Below are 20,837 nucleotides of genomic sequence, written 5' to 3'. Positions count from 1 at the left end.
TCCTTGTGTGAAATGAATTCTCGTGCTCAGGCCAGCTTGCCGGTGATTTTTTCCAGCAGGCCCCAGGCATCGTCACCGAACTTCTTGTGCCACTCGGCATAGAAGCCGGCGCTGCGCAGCTTGGCGCGGAAGGCGGCGTTGTCGATGTCGTTGAACTGCAGGCCCCGGCCCTTCATGTCGGCCACCAGCGAGGCATTGAGCGCCTTGACGTCGACCCGCTGCTTGAGCCCGGCCTCGTTGATGTTGCGGGCAACGATCTCCTGCAGGTCCTTGGGCAGGCGCTCGAAGGACTTCTTGTTGCCCATGAACCAGAAGCCGCTCCAGACGTGATTGGTCATGGAGCAGAACTTCTGGACTTCATAGAACTTGACAGTGGAAATCACCGCCAGTGGATTCTCCTGGCCCTCGACGATCTTGGTCTGCAGGGCCGAATACACTTCGGCGAAATTGATGCTGGTGGGCGCGGCATCGAAGCCACGGAACAGCGACGTCGCCAGCGGGCTGGGCGGCACACGCAGCTTCATGCCCTTGAAGTCCTCCGGGGTGACGATGGGTCGGGTGCTGGTGGTGACCTGGCGATAGCCGTTGTCCCAGCACTTCTCGAAGGCGAACAGCGAGGTGCGCGCGGCAATCTCCTTGCGCACGTAGGCGCCGAGCTCGCCATCCATGGCGGCCCAGACCTGTTCGTAATCGCGGAAGGCAAACCCCACGCCGCTGATCTGCCCGGCCGAGACCAGCGTGCCCAGCACCTCGGGCGAGATGGTGAAGAAGTCGATGGCGCCCGAGCGCACCTGCGAGAGCATGTCGGTATCGGTGCCGAGCTGGCCGTTGGAATAGACCTGCAGGTCCACCCTGCCGCGCGATTCGGCGGCGATCTTCTCGGCCATCTCCTTGGCCCGCACATTCATGGGATGCGTCATGGGCAGGTTGTTGCCGTACTTGAACGTGAATTCGGCGGCCTGCGCCTGGCCGGCATGCAATCCCGCCGCCAGCGCCGCGCATCCTGCGCCAGCCTGCCTGAGGAAGCGGCGGCGCGCCGCGATGGTCGGTGCAGCATGGGAATCCCGCGGATCTTGCAATGCTTTCATGATCGTCTCCATCTGATGTTTTCTGATTGGTTTTGCCGAACACTGGCAATTTGCCCCGGAAGAGATCATCCTTGCAGGCCGGGCTCAGGAGGCAGAATAGCCTCGCCCGAAAGCCGGGGTCAAAGCTCCGCGATGATGGTTTTTGATGGCTTTTGATGTCTTCTCCAAGGTCCCTCCATGCCCCAGCAACGCCCCGGAAATGCCAGCAACCGCGCCCGCGTCGTCGATATCGCCACGGCCGCCGGCGTATCCACCGCCACGGTGGACCGGGTCCTCAATGGCCGTGCCGGCGTGCGTGCGGCGACGCTGCAGAAGGTGATGAAGGCCGCCGCTGCACTGGACTATCTGCCCGAGACCGATCTCTACCGGGCCATGCTGCCGCCGCCGATGGAGCTGGTGTTCCTGTTGCCGCCGCGCAGCAACCGCTACATGCAGATGCTGGGCGACTACATCGGCTTTGCCGAAGACCACCTGGCGCCCTTCAACGTGCGCTGCAAATGCCATCACATCGAGGGCTTCAATCCGCGCGTGCTGGCGCAGCGGCTGTTGCATCATGGTCGCCAGGCCGATGGCGTGGCCTTCATGGCGCTGGAGCATCCGCTGGTGCGCGAGGCGGTCAGCCAACTGGTGCAAGAAGGGGTGCACGTGGTCACGCTCATTTCCGATCTGTCCAACTCGGAGCGCGCCGCCTATGTGGGCATGGACAACCGCGCCGCCGGTCGCACCGCCGGCTACCTGCTGGCGCGCTTCCTGGGGCGCGACGTCACGCATCCGCGTGCGGGTCGCAAACCCGGCAAGATCGCCATGATCGCCGGCAGCCTCAGCTATCGCGGCCACGAAGAAAGGGAGATGGGTTTCCTGCACGCGCTGGAAGAGCTCTGTCCCCAGGTGCAAGTGGTGGGCCTGCGCGAAGGCCATGACGACGCCGACACCAACTACAAGCAGGCGCGCACGCTGCTTGAGCAGTATCCCGACCTGGCCGGCATGTACAACATCGGCGGCGCTTCCGACGGTGTGGGACGGGCATTGAAGCAATGCGGTCGGGAGCACCAGGTGGTCTTCATCGGCCACGGTCTCACGCCCGATACGCGTGGCCTGCTCATCGATGGCACGCTGGATGCGGTGCTGACCCAGCATCCGCAGAACATGATCATGAATTGCGTGCGCATCTTCTCCAACCTGCGCGAGCGCAAGGACGCCCAGGTGGGCGTGGAAGCCGTGCGCATCAGCGTGATCCTGCGCGAGAACCTGCCCTGATTCTTCCCAGGGATCTGGCCGATCCTGACCGTCAGGCCGGCAGCGACGGCATCCAGGGACTGCGCGTGGCCCAGGCCAGGAACAGCTTGCCGCGACGCGGGCGCGCGCGGCGCTTCCTGAGTTGCGAATAGACCAGCTCGGCCAGGGTGCGCTGCTCGGTATCGCTCATCTTCAGCGACAGGCGATACATCCTCAGCAGCATCAGCGCATTGTTCATGAAGGCTTCCTCGGCGGCATCACTGCGGGCCTGCGCGGCCATCTGCGCGGCCAGCGTCAGGGTGGGCGTATCGCTGGCCGCGCGGGTCCGTGTCGCATCGGCGGCAAGGTCCTGCAAGGCGATGCGCTCCAGCGCCAGGCGATAGACCGATTCGGGTTCGGTCGCATCGGCTTGCGGTCCCCCGATGCTCATGCCGGCCAGTCCGGCCAGCAGTTTTTCCAGCGCGCTCAGGCTCACGGCGCGACCACCCTGACCATCCTCGCCAATGGCATTGACCGGATCAAGCAGCCAGGCCAGGAAGGCATGGTCCAGCGTGGTCGCATGCGCAGCCGCACCGCTGAGCAGGCGACGGGCGGTAGCCATGTCATCGCTGCCCATGCGCGTGGTGGCGGAGATGGTCGTGGTGCTCGCGGTGGCGACACCGCCACCATTGCCACCCGCCACACTGCCGCGCACGCCAGCGTTGCCGGCATCGGCGCGCTGGCGGCGATAGCGCGCCAGGTCGCGTGCCAGCGCATCCACGTCCTCCAGCGCCATGCCATGCAGGCGTGCAAAGCCATAGGCCTGCGCCAGATAGCGGCGGTCAGCGGCGCTGAGGAAATCGACATTGCCCACACCGGGCGCGGCACGGCGCGCCACGGCCGGCTCATCGTCGCGGCGGCCCACGCCGAACACCCGTTGCAGCAGCACCAGATAGGAGCTGTCCTGGACGCTATGGGCGATGTTGTCGATCTGGATCAGGTCGGCCAGGCGCGGCGCGGCGGCGATCAGCTCGGCCAGCGAGGGACCGGGACGCGGCAGCACCAGGCCGCGGATCACGCCGCCGGCCAGCGCCAGCGGCCCCATCGGCAGGACCAGGGTTTCCAGCATGTGGGCCAGGTCCAGTTGCTGCTGTGGCGGCAGCGGTGTCTGTGGCTGCCACTGGTAGAGATCGAGGTATTGCTGCAGCAGCTGCACATAGTTGGCCGGATAGGCGGTCTGCTCCAGCGGCGAGAGCGTGGCATAGAACACCAGGGCAGCCGAGATCACCGGCTGCCAGTTGCCGCTTTCCAGGGCTTGCTGGAATACCGGCGTCCAGAATTGCTGGTCCAGTGCCGTGCGCTGGTTGGCAGCGGCATAGCGCTCGTTGACGGTATAGGCGCCACTCTCGTCATAGACGATAGCCGACAGTTCGGCGCGCGACAGGCCGGCGAAGGGATTGGCGGCGCGGCCATACAGGGACTCGGTGGCCTGGCGGGCTTGCTGCAAACGCTGCGGATCATTGGAGGGCGGCACTTCGCTGTCGGCGCGCGCAATCGCATCGGCGCCGCTGCGAGCCGCGACCAGGCGTGCTTCGATGGCAAAGAGGGTGGCCCGCGTGACCGGCTGGCCAGCAAGCGGCATGGCGGTATTGATGTCCTGCGCCTGGGTGTTGCTGGTGGTGGTTTGAGCAACCGGAGCCGTGACGCTGTCGACGGCATCGGCAAAGGCGGCCATCAGGCGGCCCTGCGCCGACAGGCTCAGGGTCACGCCTTCCTCGACGGCGCTGGCCGCCGCTGCGGCTGCCGCGGTAGCCGCAGCCGCTGTTGCCAGGGCTTGCCCCTGGGCGTTGTCACCGCCGGACTGCGACGGCGCCGTCGGCGGCAGCACATCGCGTGCCGCGATGGCCAGGTCGGATTCCATCGCCATGTTCGTTCTCCCGTGGTGGAGTTCTCATGACTTGGTTACGGCCGCAGGCGCGCTATCTTTACAGTTGCAAACCGGCATGATCCAGGCGGGACGTGGCGTCTCGGCCAGTGTGCGGCCATCTGTGGCCATCTGTGGCGCCTTCAGGATATTTCCGATGTCGCGGCATGAGCCGACTGGCTACAGTAAGCGCAACAGGAGAATGCCCATGTACAAGACCCTTCTTGCCGTCGCGCTGCTAGGCGCGACCACGCTGGCCCAGGTGAACTGGGATCACGCGCTGCTGGCCGCCAATGCGGGTGCACTCGATATCTCGGTGATCGTGGCCGAGAAATGCCGGGTCGATTTTTCCGAGGGTAGCGCCGACTTCTTCCAGGTCTGTTCGGTCGGCCAGGGCGTGGCCAACGAACGCGCCAGCCAGGTAATGGGCTCGGCCACCGCACTGGCGCCGCAGGACGACCCCTACTACCTGGAGCGCGATCCCGACCAGCCCGCCCAGCCGGCCACGGCGCAGGGCAATGCCACCCTCGTGGCGGCACGCAAGCGGCAGGGGCCCAATGTGGTGGTGATCCACTACTGAAGCGGCCTTACTCCTCGCTGAGCGTGATGCGGCGCTTTTCCTGCCGTCGCAGGTAGTGGTTGGGAGTGGTGCGCAACGCCTTGCGGAACATGTTGGAAAACGCGCTCTGGCTGCGATAGCCCAGCGCCTGCGCCACCACACCCACGGCATCGCCCCGCGACAGTCGCACCAGCGCCTCGCCCAGATGGACTTGCTGCACCCAATGGCGAAACTGCAGGCCGGTCTCGCGCGGGAACAGCCGGATCACGGTACGTACGCTGGCCCCTCCCACACCGGCCCAGTCGGCCAGCGAGAATTGCCGTCCGGGATCGGCCAGGATGGCTTCGCAAATCACTTGCAGGCGGCGGTCACCCGGCCAGGGAATGGCCAGCGGGATATCGGGTGAGCGTGCCAGTTCCGACATGATCAGCTCAGCCACATGGCCGGCGCGGCTGTGTGGCTGGTAGTCGCGCGGCTCGGCCAGCATGGCCAGGATCAGCTCGCGCAGCAACACCGACACTTCCAGCAGCCGGCACTGCGCGCCGATGGCGCGTCCCTCCTCCTCGGCGATGTAGAGGGTACGCATGCTGACCTTGCTGAGCATGCGGATCTCATGCTCCACATGGGGCGGCACCCACAGCGCACGCTGCGGCGGCACCATCCACACCCCCTGGGGCGTGCGTACCTGCATCACCCCTTCCACCGCATAGAGCAACTGGCCGCGCCGGTGCGAGTGCGCCGTCAGCAGGTCACGGTAGGCCAGCTCGCGGGCAAACGCCACCACCACGCTGGAAGAATCCTGGAAGTGCATCGCTTCCCGGCTGGGACTGACGGGCTTGAGGGTGGCCACCATGGCATTTAATCGCTAACAAGTGTCATCGGCATGAATAGGTGCCAATGATACGCTTCAATCCTCCATCGTGATTACCTTGCCCCCTCCACTGCCATGACCAGTACCACTGACACCGGCGCGCCCTCCTCGCCCTCCTCGCCCTCCTCGCCCTCCTCGCCCTCATCGACCACCGCGCCCACCACTTCCTCGCCCTCGGCCCTGGCCGCGCAACCGCTGGTGATGAGCATCATCCTCGCCTGCGGCGGCGCGCACATGATCAATGACATGATCCAGGCCCTCCTGCCCTCGATCTATCCCATGCTCAAGTCGGGTTATGGCCTCAGCTTCACGCAGGTGGGCCTGATCACCCTGACCTTCCAGGTCACGGCGTCGCTGCTGCAGCCCTGGATCGGCATGTACACGGACCGCCACCCTCAGCCCTGGCTGCTGCCCAGTGGCGCGGTCGCCACCCTGGTGGGCATCATCCTGCTGGCGCTGGCGGGCAGCTTTGGCGCCTTCCTGCTGGCGGCGGCGCTGATCGGCGTGGGCTCGTCCACCTTCCACCCGGAAGCCTCGCGCATTGCGCGCATGGCCTCGGGCGGTCGCTTCGGCCTGGCGCAATCGACCTTCCAGGTGGGCGGCAATGCCGGCTCGGCCTTCGGCCCGCTGCTGGCGGCGGCCATCGTGGTGCCTTACGGCCAGAGCCATGTGGCCTGGTTCGTGGTACTGGCGGTGCTGGCCATCACGGTGCTCTCGCGGGTATCGGCCTGGTATCGCGGCCACCTGGCGACCGTACGTGGCCGCGCCAAGCCGCGTGCGACCCACCAGCTGCCCGCCGCCACGGTGCGTCGCGCGCTGGTGGTGCTGGCATTGCTGGTGTTTTCCAAGTACTTCTACATGGCCAGCTTCACCAGCTATTTCACCTTCTACCTGATGGACCGCTTCCAGTTGTCGGTGGCGTCCTCGCAGCTCTACCTGTTCCTGTTCCTGGGTGCGGTGGCCGTGGGCACCTTCGTCGGCGGCCCCATTGGTGACCGCATCGGCCGCAAGCTGGTGATCTGGATCTCGATCCTGGGCGCGGCCCCCTTCGCCCTGATGCTGCCGCACGCCAACCTGTTCTGGACGGCGGTGCTGTCGGTGGTGATCGGCCTGGTGATTTCCTCGGCCTTCTCGGCCATTGTGGTGTATGCGCAGGAACTGGTGCCGGGCAAGGTGGGCATGATCGCCGGTGTGTTCTTTGGCCTCATGTTCGGCTTCGGCGGCATTGGCGCGGCGCTCTTGGGCCACCTGGCCGACCTCTACGGCATCGCCTGGGTCTATGGCCTGTGCGCCTTCCTGCCGCTGGCGGGATTGCTGACGATACTGTTGCCCAACCTCAAGGAAGGCTGATCCTCGACCAGCCGCACGAAAAAAAACCGCGCCTGAGAAGCGCGGTTTTTTTATGGCTGTCTGCCGGGATCAGACCAGGCCACTAGGCATGTCCGTCGCCATGTTACGACGACGTCGTGCCATTACCGCCATCAGGCCCAGGCCGGCCAGCAGCAGGGCGTAGCCTGCCGGCTCCGGGACCGGAGTCGCCGTCGGTACGACTGTCAGTGCGGCATCGGTGTAGAACAGGGTCAGGTTGGAATACCCCGGTATCTGGCCGCCGTTGTTGAGCCACTTTATGGCAAAGGTGCCGTTCTGGGTCTGGCCCGCCAGCAGGCTCACGTCGTCGAACAGGAAGGAACCGGTGACATTGCCCGCATGCATGGCAAATACCAGATCCAGCGTGATGTTCTTGGTCGAAGTGATGCTCCAGGTGCCGGCGCTACCACTGTTGCCCAGGTTCAGCGTCAGCGTGAAATTGGAGCCCAGCACGGTCGTGGCGCTGCCCACCTGGGCGCCGTTCGAACCGAGCTTGTCCAGCAGGTTCCAGGTACCGGTGAAGCTGGTGTTGAACAGCGACGGGTCGCCGTTGGGGCCCGACTGGGCGTTGCCGCTAGTGTAGGTGAAGGCGTCGGCCGGCGAACCCGACAGGGTCACGTCAGCTGCGCTGGGCGATATCGGCGTCGCAAGGACGGCGGTGCTCAGGGCCATCAGCAAGGCTGCGAACAGGACTTTCATGACCCCTCCCAGGATGTTGTCGAAATATTATTGATCGATGGTCTGATTGTAGTCAAAAAATCATCGTTTGCACTCAGATTTTTCCTGAGTTGTTTGACGCCCGCCACAGCTCGATACCCCCCGGAAATCATTGCCGGCGCGCATCGCTGAGCCGGAACAGCGCCACCACATCCGCCAGCCTGGCCGCCTGCTCCTGCAGCGACTGGGCACCGGCAGCAGCCTCCTCGACCAGGGCCGCATTCTGCTGGGTGGCCTGGTCCATGTGCGCCACGGCGTCGTTGGTCTGGTTGATGCCCTGGCTCTGCTCGCGGCTGGCCGCGCTGATCTCGGCCACCACGTCGCTGACCCGGCGCACGCTCTCGACCACGCTGCGGATGGTGGTGCCGGCATCGCTGACGGTCTGTTCGCCGGCCTTGACCTGTTCCACCGAGTCGGTGATGAGCACCTTGATTTCCTTGGCCGCCGTGGCCGAGCGCTGGGCCAGCGAACGCACTTCCGAGGCCACCACCGCAAAACCGCGTCCCTGCTCGCCGGCGCGCGCCGCTTCCACGGCGGCGTTCAGGGCCAGGATATTGGTCTGGAAGGCGATGCCATCGATGACGCTGATGATGTCCACGATCTTCTGCGAAGAGGCATTGATGGCGCTCATGGTCTGCACCACCTGGTCGACCATGGCGCCGCCACGGCCGGCGATCTCCGAGGCCGATTGCGAGAGCTGGTTGGCCTGCATGGCGTTGTCGGCGTTGTGGCGCACGCTGGAGGTGAGTTCCTCCATGGCCGCCGCGGTCTCTTCCAGCGAGCTGGCCTGGGATTCGGTACGTTGCGACAGGTCCATGTTGCCGCTGGCGATGTCGCGCGAGGCGGCATGGATGGTGTGGCTGGCGTCGCGGATGTCGAGCATCACGTGCTCGACCTTGTCGACGAAGCGATTGAAGGCCGCGCCGATGCGCGCCAGTTCATCGCTGCTGTCGTGGGTATCGAGGCGGCGCGTGAGGTCGCCATCGCCATCGGCGATTTCTTCCAGCGCGCGCTGCACCGCCGAGAGACGGCGCAGGATGGCCGAGATCAGCGCGCCCAGCACCAGCGCCGCCAGCACCGTCACCAGCACCGCCATGACACCCGAACTGGCCAGCATGGCCGACAGCGAAGCCAGCGCATCGGCGCGGTCCACCGCCACCACCAGCAACCAGTCGGTACCGGCCACGCGAGCGGCGAAGAGCATCTGCTTGCGGCCATCCAAGGCCACGTCCTGGTGGCCGTTGGCGCTCATGGCCTCGCCCAGCGATTGCGCGGTGATGCTGCTATCGAGGTCGGACAGAGGCTTGAGGCGCAGCTTGTCATTGGGGTGGGCAATGATCTTGCCCGACAGGTCGGCCAGGAAGGCATAGCTGTTGGGCGTAGGCTTGATGGCCACCACGTCGGCTACCACGGTGTCGAGCAGCACGTCGGCCGCCGCCACGGCAGCCACCTGGCCATCCTTGCCAACGGCTTCGGCGAAGGTCACCAGCAGCTTGCCGGTACTGGCGCTGGTATAGGGCGCGGTCAGGATGGGGCCATTGGCCTGGCCGGCCTGCTTGTACCAGGGGCGCTGGGTCGGATCGTAGTCGGCGGCGCGACTGCGCTGCTGGGAAAACACCGCATGCTTGTCGGCATAGCCCAGGTAGGCCAGGTCGAACCCGCCGGCGGTCTCGGCCGCCTTCACGAAGGGCATGGGATCGGCCGCCTCGGCGGCCTGCTTGATGGAGCGCACCACCAGCTTCTTGGAGTCGGCCCATTCGGCGATGGTGGCAGCCTGGCTCTGCGCCAGCTGCGCCATCTGGCTGTCCAGCGCAGACATCGTGCGCGAGCGCGCCGTCAGGAAGTTGGTCAGGACGATGACCAGCATCGCCAGCACGACGATGCCGCCACACAGGACGATGAGCCGGGTGCGCAAGGAAGAGAATTTCATGGTCTGTTGAACCGGTGCTGTACCGGCAGTGGATGTGGATGAGATAAGTCGGGTGGAGCGACTGGATAAAGCGGGCGCAACCAGCCCCCGGACTGGCCGGAGCGGGTTGCAATGTAATGGGCTGTTATGACCCTGGTGTTACCTGGGCCGCAGGAATGGTCGAGTAACAGGCTTTCTGACCGGCAGATGCCGGCGCGTGCCCCCACGCAGCCTTGACTCGTCGCCATGCTCGGATCCCTCCCCCGTTGTTGTGCAGCAATCCGATTGGGTTCAAGAGTAACAGCGAGGCCGACTGAATTTCTCGTCGGCTCACAAATTTAGGGAAGGATGATGCACGCATGCGACGTTGCTGCATGGCAATAAATTCAGGGATGATTTAAGTCTGGCTTAATTTTCGCGGCCTACAGTGGCGACATCGGGACTCCTCTTTCCCCTTGTCCGCTGCGACGACATCCAGCGGATCTTTCCAGCCCGTCCCCCAAGGACGGGCTTTTTTTTGTCAGTGCGATGGCGGCAGGCGCGGCCCGTGCTGCTTGGCCTGCCCCAGGCGCTGCGCCTTGTAGATGCCGGTATGACCCGAGAACAGGTAGCTGACCACGCAAGCCAGTGCCGCAAAGGGCCCGATGCCGGCACCGAAGAGCTCGATGGCCATGACCGTGGACGCCAGCGGGGTATTGGCTGCCCCCGCGAACACCGCCACGAAGCCCAGCGCCGCCAGCAGCGGGAAAGGCAGTTGCAGCACCGGCGCCAGGGCATTGCCCAGGGTCGCGCCGATGTAGAACAGCGGCGTCACCTCCCCGCCCTTGAAGCCCGTCCCCAGCGACGCCACCGTGAACACGCCCTTGGCCAGGAAATCCCAGGATGCAAGAGGATGCTGGAAGGCCTCGACGATGACATCGATGCCCAGGCCGATATAACGATGGGTGCCGCAGGCCCACACCGCCAGCGCCACCACCACGCCGCCGATCAGCGGGCGCAGCGGCGCATAGGCCACATGCTTCTTCATGAAGGCCGACAAGGCATGCGTGGTGCGCGCGAAGAGCATGCCGGCCAGCCCGAACACCACGCCCGCCAGCATCACCGCCGCCAGCGTCCAGGGCGTCACCGGGGCACTGGCCGTCATCAGGTAGTGGGTGTGGTGCACGCCCCACAGCAGGCCGACCTGGTCGGCCACGATGGCCGCCACGAAGCAGGGGAAGATGGCGTCATAGCGCATGCGCCCGATGGCCAGTACCTCCAGCCCGAAGATGGCGCCGGCCATGGGCGTGCCGAACACCGAGGAAAAACCCGCGCTGATGCCGGCCATGAGCAGGATGCGGCGGTCCTCCGGACGCAGCCGGAACACATGCGTCAACTGGTCGGCCAGCGCCCCGCCCATCTGCACGGCCGTCCCTTCGCGCCCGACCGAGGCGCCGAAGAGGTGCGACACCACCGTGCCCATGAGCACCAGCGGTGCCATGCGCAAGGGCACCACCTTGGCCGGGTCATGGATCTCGTCGATCAGCAGGTTGTTGCCGGCTTCGACCGAACGGCCGGCATGCAGGTAGATCCAGCCCACCGCAAAACCGGCCAGCGGCAGTAGCCACAACAGCCAGGGGTGGACCTCCCGGGTGCGCGTGGCCAACTCCAGCGAAAACAGGAAAAAAGCCGAGGCCGAGCCGGACAGCAAGGCCACCAGGGCAGCGATGAGGCACCATTTGAAGGCGTAGGGCAGCGGACGCAGGGAGTGAGGCAAGGAAGATAGGTTCATGTGGCAGCAATTGTGGGTTTTACCAGCCTGGCCGACAGGAACGGATGGCTGCACAGGCGTGTCTGCCATATGCGCGTGCCTACAGTCCCGGGGATCCAGGTTCCGTAGGCATCATCAGCCGCGGCGCGGGCCGGCGGCGGTTCGGGGAGGAATGCCATCTCCGCGTCGCATCTTAGCAAGTTTGGGCCGCAGCGACAATCACGGCCCACCTCAACCGTTCACATCCACTCATTCATATGAGATGATTAACAACCGGCAATCCTGATCAACCCTGATTTGACCGTGATGCCGCAGTCCCTCGTTGCCCCGGTATGCCGTAGAGATACAAGGAAATGTTAAAGAAAATCAAAGTGGAGGATCTGGTCCTCGGCATGTATTTCTGCGGTTTCGAAGCCGCATGGCTGGACCATCCATTCTGGAAGAACAAGTTCCTCCTCAAGAATGACGCCGAACTGCAACAGGCCCATGCCAGTGGCATTGCCTATTGCTGGATCGATATTTCCAAGGGCCTGGACGTGGCCGCGGACGAGGATGAGGAGGCCGCTGCCGTCCCCGACTCGCCCAGCGCCGCAGCACCGGCCGACGCCAGCGAACCGCCCCCGGTGCCAGCCATCGACGCCACGCTGCTGGATGCCGTGGCCCTGCGCGAGACAGCCAAGAAGGCGACCAAGGCCATGTTCAGCGAAGCCCGCATGGGCCGGGTGCTGGACATGGAGCGCTGCGTCTCGGTGGTGGAAGAAATCGCCGGTTCGGTCCTGGAAAGTCCCAACGGCATTCTCAGCGTGCTGCGCCTGAAGCTGGCCGACGAATACACCTACCTGCACTCGGTGGCGGTCTGCGCCCTGATGGTGGCGCTGGGCCGCACGCTGGGCCTGGACGAGAAATCCTGCCGCGAAGCCGGCCTGGGTGGTTTCCTGCACGACGTGGGCAAGGCTTTCATCCCGCACGAACTGCTCAACAAGCCAGGCAAGCTGACCGACGAGGAATTCACGCTCATCAAGAAACACCCCGAGCTGGGCTACAAATACCTGAGCCAGGATCCCAACGTCCCCGAATACGCCCGCGACGTCTGCCTGCACCACCACGAGAAGATCGATGGCAACGGCTACCCGGATGCGCTGCGCAGCGGTTCCATCACCTTGTACGCCCGCATGGCGGCCATCTGCGACGTCTACGACGCCCTCACCTCGGACCGTCCCTACAAGCGCGCCTGGGATCCGGCCGAGGCGATCTCGACCATGGCCGGCTGGACCGGCCATTTCGACCGCGCCATGTTCCTGGCCTTCGTCAAGACGCTGGGCATCTATCCGGTCGGCTCCATCGTCAAGCTGGAGTCGGGCCGCTCCGGCTTCGTTGTCCGCCAGAACGCCCAGGACCTGACCCGGCCGGTGTTGAAGGTGTTCCGCTACAACGACGACATGCAGGTCAGCGACACCGAAATCCTCGACCTGCTGGCCACCCCCGAAGCCGACACCATCGTCGCCCGCGGCGGCGAGGAATGGGCACGCCTGAGCCACCTCGATTCCATGCAGTTGCTCAGCACCGGCGCGCCGCCGGTGACAAGCGCCTAGTCCTGGCCGGCACTGACCTGACGGATGGCAGCTTCCCAGGCATGGATACGCGCCTGGGCCTGGTCACGGCCGATGGTGGGCAGGAAGGTGTGCTCCATGCGCCACTGCGCCGACAGCTCCGACAGATCGCGATACACACCGGTCGCCAGACCCGCCAGATAGGCCGCACCCAGTGCGGTGGTCTCGGTCACCTGCGGCCGGATCACCGGGATGCCCAGCAGGTCGGCCTGGAACTGCAGCAGCAGGTTGTTGGCCGACGCCCCGCCATCCACGCGTAGCTCGGTGATCGGCGAGACCGCATCACGCACCATCGCATTGAGCAGGGCGGTGCTCTGGAAGGCGATCGACTCCAGCGCCGCGCGCGCGATGTGCGCCACCGTACTGCCACGACTGAGGCCGACGATGGCGCCCTTGGCCGAGGGATTCCAGTACGGCGCCCCCAGTCCGGTGAAGGACGGCACGAACACCACGCCCCCCGAATCTTCCACCGACGCCGCCAGGCCTTCCACGTCGGTGGAGGTCTTGATGGCCTTCAAGCCATCGCGCAGCCATTGCACCACGGCGCCGCCGATGAAGACGCTGCCTTCCAGCGCATATTGCTTGTTCTCGTCGACCTGGCAGGCGGCCGTGCTGATGAGGCCATTGTGCGAGGTCGCGCATTGGTCACCGGTCTGCAGCAGCATGAAGCAACCGGTGCCATAGGTATTCTTGGCCATGCCGGGACGCACGCAGGCCTGGCCGAACAGGGCCGACTGCTGGTCGCCGGCGATGCCACCGATGGTCACCGCCGCGCCCAGGTGGGCGGCATCGATCTCGCCATAGAGATGGGACGAGGCATGCACCTGCGGCAGCATGGACGCCGGGATCGCCAGCCAGTCCAGCAATTGCGCATCCCAGGCGCCGGTGTGGATATTGAACAGCATGGTGCGCGAGGCATTGGACACATCGGTCACATGCAGGCGGCCACCGGTCAGGTTCCAGACCAGCCAGCTGTCGACGGTGCCGAAGAGCAGCTCGCCGCGCTCGGCACGCGCACGCAATCCGGGGACGTTGTCGAGGATCCAGCGCAGCTTGGTGCCGGAGAAATACGGGTCCAGCACCAGCCCGGTCTTCTTGCGGATGGCCTCGCCCAGCCCGCGTTCACGCAGAGCCGCGCAGACCACTTCGGCGCGGCGGTCCTGCCACACCACGGCGTTGTAGACCGGCTTGCCGGTGGCGCGCTCCCACACCACGGTGGTCTCGCGCTGGTTGGTAATGCCCAGTGCGGTCAGCTGATCGGCCTTGATGCCGCTTTGCGCCAGCACCTTCTGTGCGGTCTGCAACTGGCTGTGCCACAGGTCCAGGGGATCGTGTTCGACCCAGCCCGGCTGGGGAAAGATCTGCGGGAATTCCTGCTGGGCGGTGGCGACGATGGCGCCGTGCTCATCGAAGATGATGCTGCGCGAGCTGGAGGTACCCTGGTCGAGGGCGAGCAGATAGGCCATGGTGGTTCCTTGCTGACGGACTTGAAACGAACTTGATACCGACTTGAAAGCGGCTTGGAAGCGGCTTGAAAGCAGCCTCAAGAAAACGACAATGTCATCCCGGCCAGGCCGGGATGACATGCACTGCAAAGCTCATGCCATCTTAACGCACGCGGCCATCCTTCCAGGCCTGCAACAGCTTGTCGTAGGCGATGGTTTCACCCTTGGGCTTTTCGTCGGCCAGCTTGGCCCACGGTGCGCCCTTGTCGGACAGCCAGCTGGCCGGGTCCTTCTTGGCATTGAGCTTGGGCGCGCAGTTCTTCATGCCGGCGCGTTGCAGGCGGGCCATGATGCCATCCATCTCGTCTGCCAGGTTGTCCATCGCACCTTGCGGGGTCTTCTCGCCGGAGATGGCCGAGGAGATATTCTTCCACCACAGCTGCGCCATCTTCGGATAGTCAGGCACGTTGTTGCCGGTCGGGGTCCATGCCACCCGTGCCGGGCTGCGATAGAACTCGATCAGGCCACCGTACTTGGCGGCGTTCTTGGTGAAGTAATCCGAGTGGATGTCGGAATCGCGGATGAAGGTCAGGCCGACGATGGACTTCTTCAGCGACACCGTCTTGGAGGTGGTGAACTGGCCATACAGCCAGGCAGCCGCCATCTGGTCCGGCGGGGTGCTCTTCAGGTAGGTCCACGAACCGACGTCCTGGTAGCCGTTCTGCATGCCTTCCTTCCAGTACGGACCGTGCGGGCCAGGGGCCATGCGCCACTTGGGCGAACCGTCGGCATTGACCACCGGCAGGCCGGACTTAGTCATGCCGGCCGTGAAGGCGCTGTACCAGAACACCTGCTGCGCGATGTGACCTTGTGCGGGCACCGGGCCGGCTTCGGAGAAGGTCATGCCCAGTGCCTCGGGCGGAGCGAACTTCTTCATCCAGTCCAGGTACTTGGTCAGGGCATAGACCGCTGCAGGCGAGTTGGTAGCACCACCACGGGCCACCGACGAGCCTACCGGAGTGCACTTGTCGTCGGCGACGCGGATACCCCACTCGTCGACCGGCAAGCCATTGGGCAAGCCCTTGTCGGCAGCACCGGCCATCGACAGCCAGGCATCGGTGAAGCGCCAGCCCAGCGACGGGTCCTTCTTGCCGTAGTCCATGTGACCGAAGACCTTCTTGCCATCGAGTTCCTTGACGTCGTTGGTGAAGAAGGCGGCGATATCCTCGTAGGCCGACCAGTTCTGCGGCACACCCAGGTCATAGCCGTACTTGGCCTTGAATTTTTCCTGCAAGTCCTTGCGTGCGAACCAGTCGGCGCGGAACCAGTACAGGTTGGCGAACTGCTGGTCGGGCAACTGGTAGAGCTTGCCATCGGGCGCGGTGGTGAAGCTGGTGCCGATGAAGTCCTTCAGGTCCAGGCCGGGGTTGGTGTATTCCTTGCCGGTGCCGGTCATGTAGTCCGACAGCACGACCGTCTGGCCGTTGCGATAGTGGGTACCGATCAGGTCGGAGTCGTTGACCCAGCCGTCATAGATGGACTTGCCCGATTGCAGCGAGGTTTGCATCTTTTCGACCAGGTCGCCTTCCTGGATCACATCGTGGATGACCTTGATGCCGGTGATTTCCTCGAAGGCCTTGGCCAGGGTCTTGGATTCGTAGACGTGGGTATCCAGGGTCTCGGAGACCACGTGGATTTCCTTGACGCCCTTGGCCTTGAGCTTGGCGGCGGCGTCGATGAACCATTGCATTTCGCTGACCTGCTGCTGGCGCGACAGCGTGCTGGGCTGGAATTCCGCATCCACCCACTTCTCGGCCGCCTTCATGTCGGCCCAGGCGTTACCGGTGATACCGGCCATGGCCATGGCGCCGGCCAGGACGGTTAATTTGATTTTCCGCATGTTCTGCATCATGTCTCCTCGTCACCTTCCCCTGATTTGGCGTGCCGGGTAGGGAAGGAGAATCCCCGGACGACCGTTCTAGTGTCAGATCTGCTGCCTGTTGCCTGCTGCTACAAAACCCAAAACCGTGGCCCAACGAATACGATCCGTTCGGACTGAGTAGGCCCACCTGGGCCGTATCGAAGGCGCTCAAGCAGAAGCGCCTTCGATACGCGGCTACGCCGCTACTCAGGACGAACGGGAGTCATCGGATCAACCCTTTCGCATGATCACCAGTAATGCCAGCAAACCCAGGACTGCGGCATACCATTGGTCCAGGTCGGTCAGTCCGACCCAGGCCAGGTTGATATAGGCCGCGCTGAGCAGGCCGATGAACAGGCGATCGCCGCGTGTGGTGCGCATGGGCAGGAAACCCTTGCGTTCGATGGTGGGAGAGCGGACCTCCCAGATCGTCATGCCTACCAGCATGAGTGCCACGCATGCGAAGAAGATCGCCACCGGCGCCGTCCAGGACATCCACGAAAATGCACTTGCCATGATCACACTCTCCCCATCGCGAAGCCCTTGGCGATGTGGTTGCGCACGAACCAGATCACCAGTGCTCCAGGAACAATCGTCAATACACCGGCCGCGGCCAGGATGCCCCAGTCCATGCCGGCCGCCGAGGCGGTGCGGGTCATGATGGCGCTGATGGGCTTGGCGTTGACCGAGGTCAGCGTGCGGGCCAGCAGCAACTCGACCCAGCTGAACATGAAGCAGAAGAAGGCCGTCACGCCCACCCCCGACTTGATCAGCGGCAGGAAGATGCGCACGAAGAAACGCGGGAAGGAGAAGCCATCGATATAGGCGGTCTCGTCGATCTCGCGCGGCACGCCCGACATGAAGCCTTCCAGGATCCACACCGCCAGCGGCACGTTGAAGAGCATGTGCGCCAGCGCCACGGCGATGTGGGTGTCGGACAGGCCGATGGTGGAATAGAGCTGGAAGAACGGCAGCAGGAACACCGCCGGCGGCGTCATGCGGTTGGTCAGCAGCCAGAAGAACATGTGCTTGTCACCCAGGAAGCGGTAGCGCGAGAACGCATACGCCGCCGGCAACGCCACCAGCAGGGACATGACGGTATTCATGGCCACGTAGATGATGGAGTTGATGTAGCCCGAGTACCAGGAGGGATCGGTGAAGATCACCTTGAAGTTGTTCAGCGTCGGCTGGTTGGGCCAGAGCGTGAAGACCGACAGCGTCTCTTCGTTGGTCTTGAGCGAGGTATTGAGCAACCAGTACAGCGGGATCAGCGTGAAGGCGATGTAAATCGCCATCACCAGCATGCGCGTGACGGTATTGTCCTGGGTCTTATTCATGATGGCCCCCGGTGGCGTTGGCGCTGTCGTTGCCGGCACTCTGCATCCAGTTATAGAGCACGAAGGACAACAGCAGGATGATGAGGAAATAGATCAGCGAGAATGCCGCCGCCGGACCCAGGTCGAACTGGCCTACCGCCTTTTGCGTGAGGTACTGGCTCAGGAAGGTGGTCGAGTTGCCAGGACCGCCGCCGGTCAGCACGAAGGGCTCGGTGTAGATCATGAAGCTGTCCATGAAGCGCAGCAGCACCGCGATCACCAGCACGCCACGCATCTTGGGCAGCTGGATGTAGCGGAACACCGCCCAGCGGCTGGCGCCATCGATCTGCGCCGCCTGGTAGTAGGCATCGGGGATGGAGCGCAGGCCGGCAAACGCCAGCAGTGCCACCAGCGGAGTCCAGTGCCAGACATCCATCACCAGCACGGTCAGCCAGGCATCCAGCGGATTGGAGGCGTAGTTGTAGCCGCTGCCCAGCAGGTTGAGCACATAGCCGCCCAGGCCGATGTCGCCACGTCCGAAAATCTGCCAGATGGTACCGACCACGTTCCATGGAATCAGCAGGGGCATGGCCAGGATCACCAGGGTGGCCGAGGATTTCCAGCCCTTGTGGGGCATCGCCAGGGCCAGCACGATACCCAGCGGGATCTGTACCAGCAGCACGCAGAAGGAGAAGATCAGCTGGCGCAGCAGGGCCGAATGCAGCTCGCTGTCGCGCATCACGTCCTTGAACCACTCCAGGCCGACGAAGACCTTCTGTTCGGGGCTGATGATGTCCTGCACCGAGTAATTCACCACCGTCATCAGCGGGATGATGGCCGAGAAGGCCACCGTCAGGAAGACCGGGAGGATGAAGAACCAGGCCTTGTTGTTATATGGCTTATTCATGTGCTTAGCGCCCTATTCTCTGGTCGTTGCTGAAGTAGATCGTCTGCGCCCCTGCCAGGCTGAGCCACTGCGCTCCGGTAGCTACCCGGGTCTCGGGCGCCACGCGGGCCTTGATGCTCATGCCCTCGATCTGGGCTGTCACCAGCTGGCTGGTGCCCAGGTGCTGGACCTGGGTGATCTCGGCGCTGACCGCGCCAGGGCTACCGGCGGCAGCCAGCTCGACGAACTCGGGGCGGATGCCCAGCTTCAGTTCACCGTTGGCGTTCTTGAGCGCCTGCAATTGCGCCGGTTCCACCTGCACGCGCTGCTGGCCGATCATGACCGCATCGCCCTCGATGGAGAGCGGGCAGAAATTCATGCCAGGGCTGCCGATGAAATAACCGACGAAGGTGTGGTCGGGACGCAGGAACAGCGCCTCCGGCTGGCCCTGCTGGACCACCTTGCCGTCGGTCATCACCACCACTTCATCGGCGAAGGTCAGTGCCTCGACCTGGTCGTGGGTAACGTAGATCAGGGTGAGCTTGAGCTGGTGATGGATCTCCTTCAACTTCTGGCGCAGCTCCCACTTCATGTGCGGGTCGATCACCGTCAGCGGTTCGTCGAAGAGGATGGCCGCCACGTCCTTGCGCACCAGTCCGCGTCCCAGCGAGATCTTCTGCTTGGCGTCGGCCGAGAGGCCGGCAGCACGCTGCCTGAGGTCACGCGAGAGATCGAGCATCTCGGCGATCTCGTGCACGCGCGCCTGCACTTCGCGCTCGGCCATCTTGCGATTGCGCAGCGGGAAGGCCAGGTTGTCGAACACGCTCATGGTGTCGTAGAGCACCGGGAACTGGAACACCTGGGCGATGTTGCGATCGCGGGTGGCCATGCGGGTCATATCGACGCCGTCGAACAGCACCTGCCCTTCGGAGGGCTGCAGCAGCCCCGAGATGATGTTCAACAGCGTGGACTTGCCGCAGCCGGAGGGGCCCAGCAAGGCATAGGCGCCACCGTCTTCCCACACCATGTTCATGGGTTGCAGGGCGTAGTCCTTGAGACTGGCAGGCTGGCCACTATAGGCGTGGCCCAGGTTTCTGAATTCGATGCGGGCCATGTCAGTGAATCTCCATCGGGGCGCTCAACAGGCGGCCCTCGGTATCGAACAGGAATGCTTGCGAAGCGGCGATGCTGACCTGGACCGTGCTGCCGATGGCGCAGTCATGCACACCCGAAAGTTGTGCCACCAGCGGCATGTCGCCGTGGCGCAGGTGCAGATAGGTCTCGGAGCCGCTCAGTTCGGCCAGCGACACGCTGCAGCCGAGCTGCACACCCGGTGCGCTCAGCGCTTGCAGGCGCACGTCGTTGCAGCGCACGCCCAGCTTGCAGCGCTGGCCGGGGGCCAGATACAGCTTGCGTCCACGGATCTCCAGCACGCAGCCGTCATTCATCTTCAGGGTCACCACACCCTCGGGGGAAGCCTCGGCGGTGGCATCCAGCAGGTTCATCGGCGGATCGTTGAAGATCGCTGCGACCTGGGTGGAGGCGGGCGAATTGAACAGCTCCAGGGTCGGTGCGAACTGCAGCAGCCGGCCCTCATGCATGACTGCCGTATGGCCGCCCAGCAGCAGTGCTTCCTGCGGCTCGGTGGTGGCATAGACCACCGTGGTGTCGCCATTGGTGAAGAGCGAAATCAGTTCGCTGCGCAATTCCTCGCGCAGCTTGTAGTCGAGGTTGACCAGCGGCTCGTCCAGCAACACCAGCGGCGCGCGCTTGATGAGCGCACGCGCCAGCGCGGTGCGCTGCTGCTGGCCGCCGGAGAGCTCGCCCGGCAGGCGTTGCAGCAGGTGGGCGATGTGCAGCTTCTCGGCGATCTCGGTGACGCGGCGCTTGATCTCGGCCGCGGGCTGCTTCTGCAGGCGCAGCGGGGCGGCGATGTTCTCGAACACCGTCAGGCCGGGATAGTTGATGAATTGCTGGTAGACCATCGCCAGGTTGCGCTCGCGTACACCGACGCCGGTCACGTCCTGGCCATTGACCAGCACGTTGCCGGCGGTAGGCTTGTCGAGGCCGGCGATGATGCGCATGAGCGAGGTCTTGCCGGCCTGCGTGGGGCCGAGCAGGACATTGATCCCGCCTGCGGCCAGTCTCAGGTCAAGCGGGTACAGGTGCGTTTGGGCACCGACCGTCTTGGCCACTTGTCTTAGTTCCAGGGTCACGCTGTCTCCTCACTGCTATTTTTGATTGATGGCTTGCGGCGA

17 protein-coding genes and 1 riboswitch are annotated in these 20,837 nt (G+C 64.4%); of the genes, 4 read left to right on the top strand and 13 right to left on the bottom strand.

The window, feature by feature from the left end; translation table 11 throughout:
* Positions 1 to 26 precede the first annotated feature (26 nt).
* Positions 27 to 1,088, bottom strand: a complete 1,062-nt coding sequence (locus ACIPHN_RS08450; protein WP_400435157.1) for a TRAP transporter substrate-binding protein — start codon at positions 1,086 to 1,088, stop codon at positions 27 to 29.
* A 177-nt stretch (positions 1,089 to 1,265) separates the two neighbouring features.
* Here ACIPHN_RS08450 and ACIPHN_RS08445 point away from each other — a divergent pair, with 177 nt between their 5' ends.
* On the top strand, positions 1,266 to 2,345 hold the full coding sequence (locus ACIPHN_RS08445) for a LacI family DNA-binding transcriptional regulator (protein WP_400435155.1): 1,080 nt from the start codon (positions 1,266 to 1,268) through the stop codon (positions 2,343 to 2,345).
* A 31-nt stretch (positions 2,346 to 2,376) separates the two neighbouring features.
* Here the strand turns inward: ACIPHN_RS08445 and ACIPHN_RS08440 are convergent, their stop codons facing one another.
* Entirely contained in the window at positions 2,377 to 4,230 is a 1,854-nt protein-coding gene (locus ACIPHN_RS08440) for a hypothetical protein (protein WP_400435154.1), read from the bottom strand.
* Positions 4,231 to 4,435: 205 nt separating this feature from the next.
* Between ACIPHN_RS08440 and ACIPHN_RS08435 the strand changes: the two genes are divergently transcribed.
* Entirely contained in the window at positions 4,436 to 4,807 is a 372-nt protein-coding gene (locus ACIPHN_RS08435; protein ID WP_400435152.1) for a hypothetical protein, read from the top strand.
* A 7-nt stretch (positions 4,808 to 4,814) separates the two neighbouring features.
* On the opposite strand, the gene ACIPHN_RS08430 is transcribed toward ACIPHN_RS08435, so the two are convergent.
* Complete coding sequence (locus tag ACIPHN_RS08430) at positions 4,815 to 5,639, bottom strand: AraC family transcriptional regulator (RefSeq protein ID WP_400435150.1); 825 nt, start codon at positions 5,637 to 5,639, stop codon at positions 4,815 to 4,817.
* A gap of 93 nt (positions 5,640 to 5,732) precedes the next feature.
* Between ACIPHN_RS08430 and ACIPHN_RS08425 the strand changes: the two genes are divergently transcribed.
* Entirely contained in the window at positions 5,733 to 7,007 is a 1,275-nt protein-coding gene (locus ACIPHN_RS08425; protein WP_400435148.1) for an MFS transporter, read from the top strand.
* Between the two features lie 69 nt (positions 7,008 to 7,076).
* Here the strand turns inward: ACIPHN_RS08425 and ACIPHN_RS08420 are convergent, their stop codons facing one another.
* From ACIPHN_RS08420 to ACIPHN_RS08410, 3 genes are all read right to left on the bottom strand, one after another.
* Entirely contained in the window at positions 7,077 to 7,724 is a 648-nt protein-coding gene (locus ACIPHN_RS08420) for a PEP-CTERM sorting domain-containing protein (RefSeq protein ID WP_400435146.1), read from the bottom strand.
* Positions 7,725 to 7,851: 127 nt separating this feature from the next.
* A complete protein-coding gene (locus tag ACIPHN_RS08415; protein WP_400435144.1) occupies positions 7,852 to 9,672 on the bottom strand; it encodes a methyl-accepting chemotaxis protein in 1,821 nt (606 codons plus the stop codon).
* 499 nt (positions 9,673 to 10,171) lie between these two features.
* Positions 10,172 to 11,422 (bottom strand): voltage-gated chloride channel family protein, encoded by a 1,251-nt coding sequence (locus ACIPHN_RS08410; RefSeq protein ID WP_400435142.1) that lies wholly within the window; start codon positions 11,420 to 11,422, stop codon positions 10,172 to 10,174.
* A 98-nt stretch (positions 11,423 to 11,520) separates the two neighbouring features.
* Positions 11,521 to 11,593: riboswitch (Fluoride riboswitch) on the bottom strand.
* A 161-nt stretch (positions 11,594 to 11,754) separates the two neighbouring features.
* Here ACIPHN_RS08410 and ACIPHN_RS08405 point away from each other — a divergent pair.
* The gene (locus ACIPHN_RS08405; protein WP_400435140.1) at positions 11,755 to 12,993 is read left to right on the top strand and encodes an HD-GYP domain-containing protein; all 1,239 of its coding nucleotides are present in this window, start codon (positions 11,755 to 11,757) and stop codon (positions 12,991 to 12,993) included.
* Here ACIPHN_RS08405 and glpK read toward each other — a convergent pair.
* The 7 genes from glpK to ACIPHN_RS08370 form a co-directional block, all read right to left on the bottom strand.
* Positions 12,990 to 14,477, bottom strand: coding sequence for a glycerol kinase GlpK (glpK, locus tag ACIPHN_RS08400; protein ID WP_400435138.1), 1,488 nt, complete (start codon positions 14,475 to 14,477; stop codon positions 12,990 to 12,992). The two genes, ACIPHN_RS08405 and glpK, sit on opposite strands and share 4 nt — an antisense overlap.
* Positions 14,478 to 14,619: 142 nt before the next feature.
* Positions 14,620 to 16,356 (bottom strand): ABC transporter substrate-binding protein, encoded by a 1,737-nt coding sequence (locus tag ACIPHN_RS08395; RefSeq protein ID WP_400435136.1) that lies wholly within the window; start codon positions 16,354 to 16,356, stop codon positions 14,620 to 14,622.
* 252 nt (positions 16,357 to 16,608) lie between these two features.
* Positions 16,609 to 16,893 (bottom strand): DUF2160 domain-containing protein, encoded by a 285-nt coding sequence (locus ACIPHN_RS08390; protein WP_400435134.1) that lies wholly within the window; start codon positions 16,891 to 16,893, stop codon positions 16,609 to 16,611.
* 2 nt (positions 16,894 to 16,895) lie between these two features.
* Positions 16,896 to 17,714 carry a carbohydrate ABC transporter permease gene (locus ACIPHN_RS08385; RefSeq protein WP_400435132.1) on the bottom strand — a complete coding sequence of 273 codons (819 nt, stop codon included), beginning with the start codon at positions 17,712 to 17,714 and terminating at the stop codon, positions 16,896 to 16,898.
* Positions 17,707 to 18,600, bottom strand: a complete 894-nt coding sequence (locus ACIPHN_RS08380) for a carbohydrate ABC transporter permease (RefSeq protein ID WP_400435130.1) — start codon at positions 18,598 to 18,600, stop codon at positions 17,707 to 17,709. The genes ACIPHN_RS08385 and ACIPHN_RS08380 overlap by 8 nt, the downstream gene beginning before the upstream one ends.
* A 4-nt stretch (positions 18,601 to 18,604) precedes the next feature.
* Entirely contained in the window at positions 18,605 to 19,693 is a 1,089-nt protein-coding gene (locus ACIPHN_RS08375; protein WP_400435128.1) for an ABC transporter ATP-binding protein, read from the bottom strand.
* 1 nt (position 19,694) lies between these two features.
* Positions 19,695 to 20,795 (bottom strand): ABC transporter ATP-binding protein, encoded by a 1,101-nt coding sequence (locus ACIPHN_RS08370; RefSeq protein ID WP_400435126.1) that lies wholly within the window; start codon positions 20,793 to 20,795, stop codon positions 19,695 to 19,697.
* Positions 20,796 to 20,837: the final 42 nt, after the last annotated feature.

The organism is Herbaspirillum sp. NPDC087042 (assembly GCF_044745245.1).
Taxonomy (GTDB): Bacteria; Pseudomonadota; Gammaproteobacteria; order Burkholderiales; family Burkholderiaceae_D; genus Herbaspirillum.
Note: the sequence above shows the minus strand (reverse complement) of the source record. Positions and strands in the feature narration are given on the sequence as shown.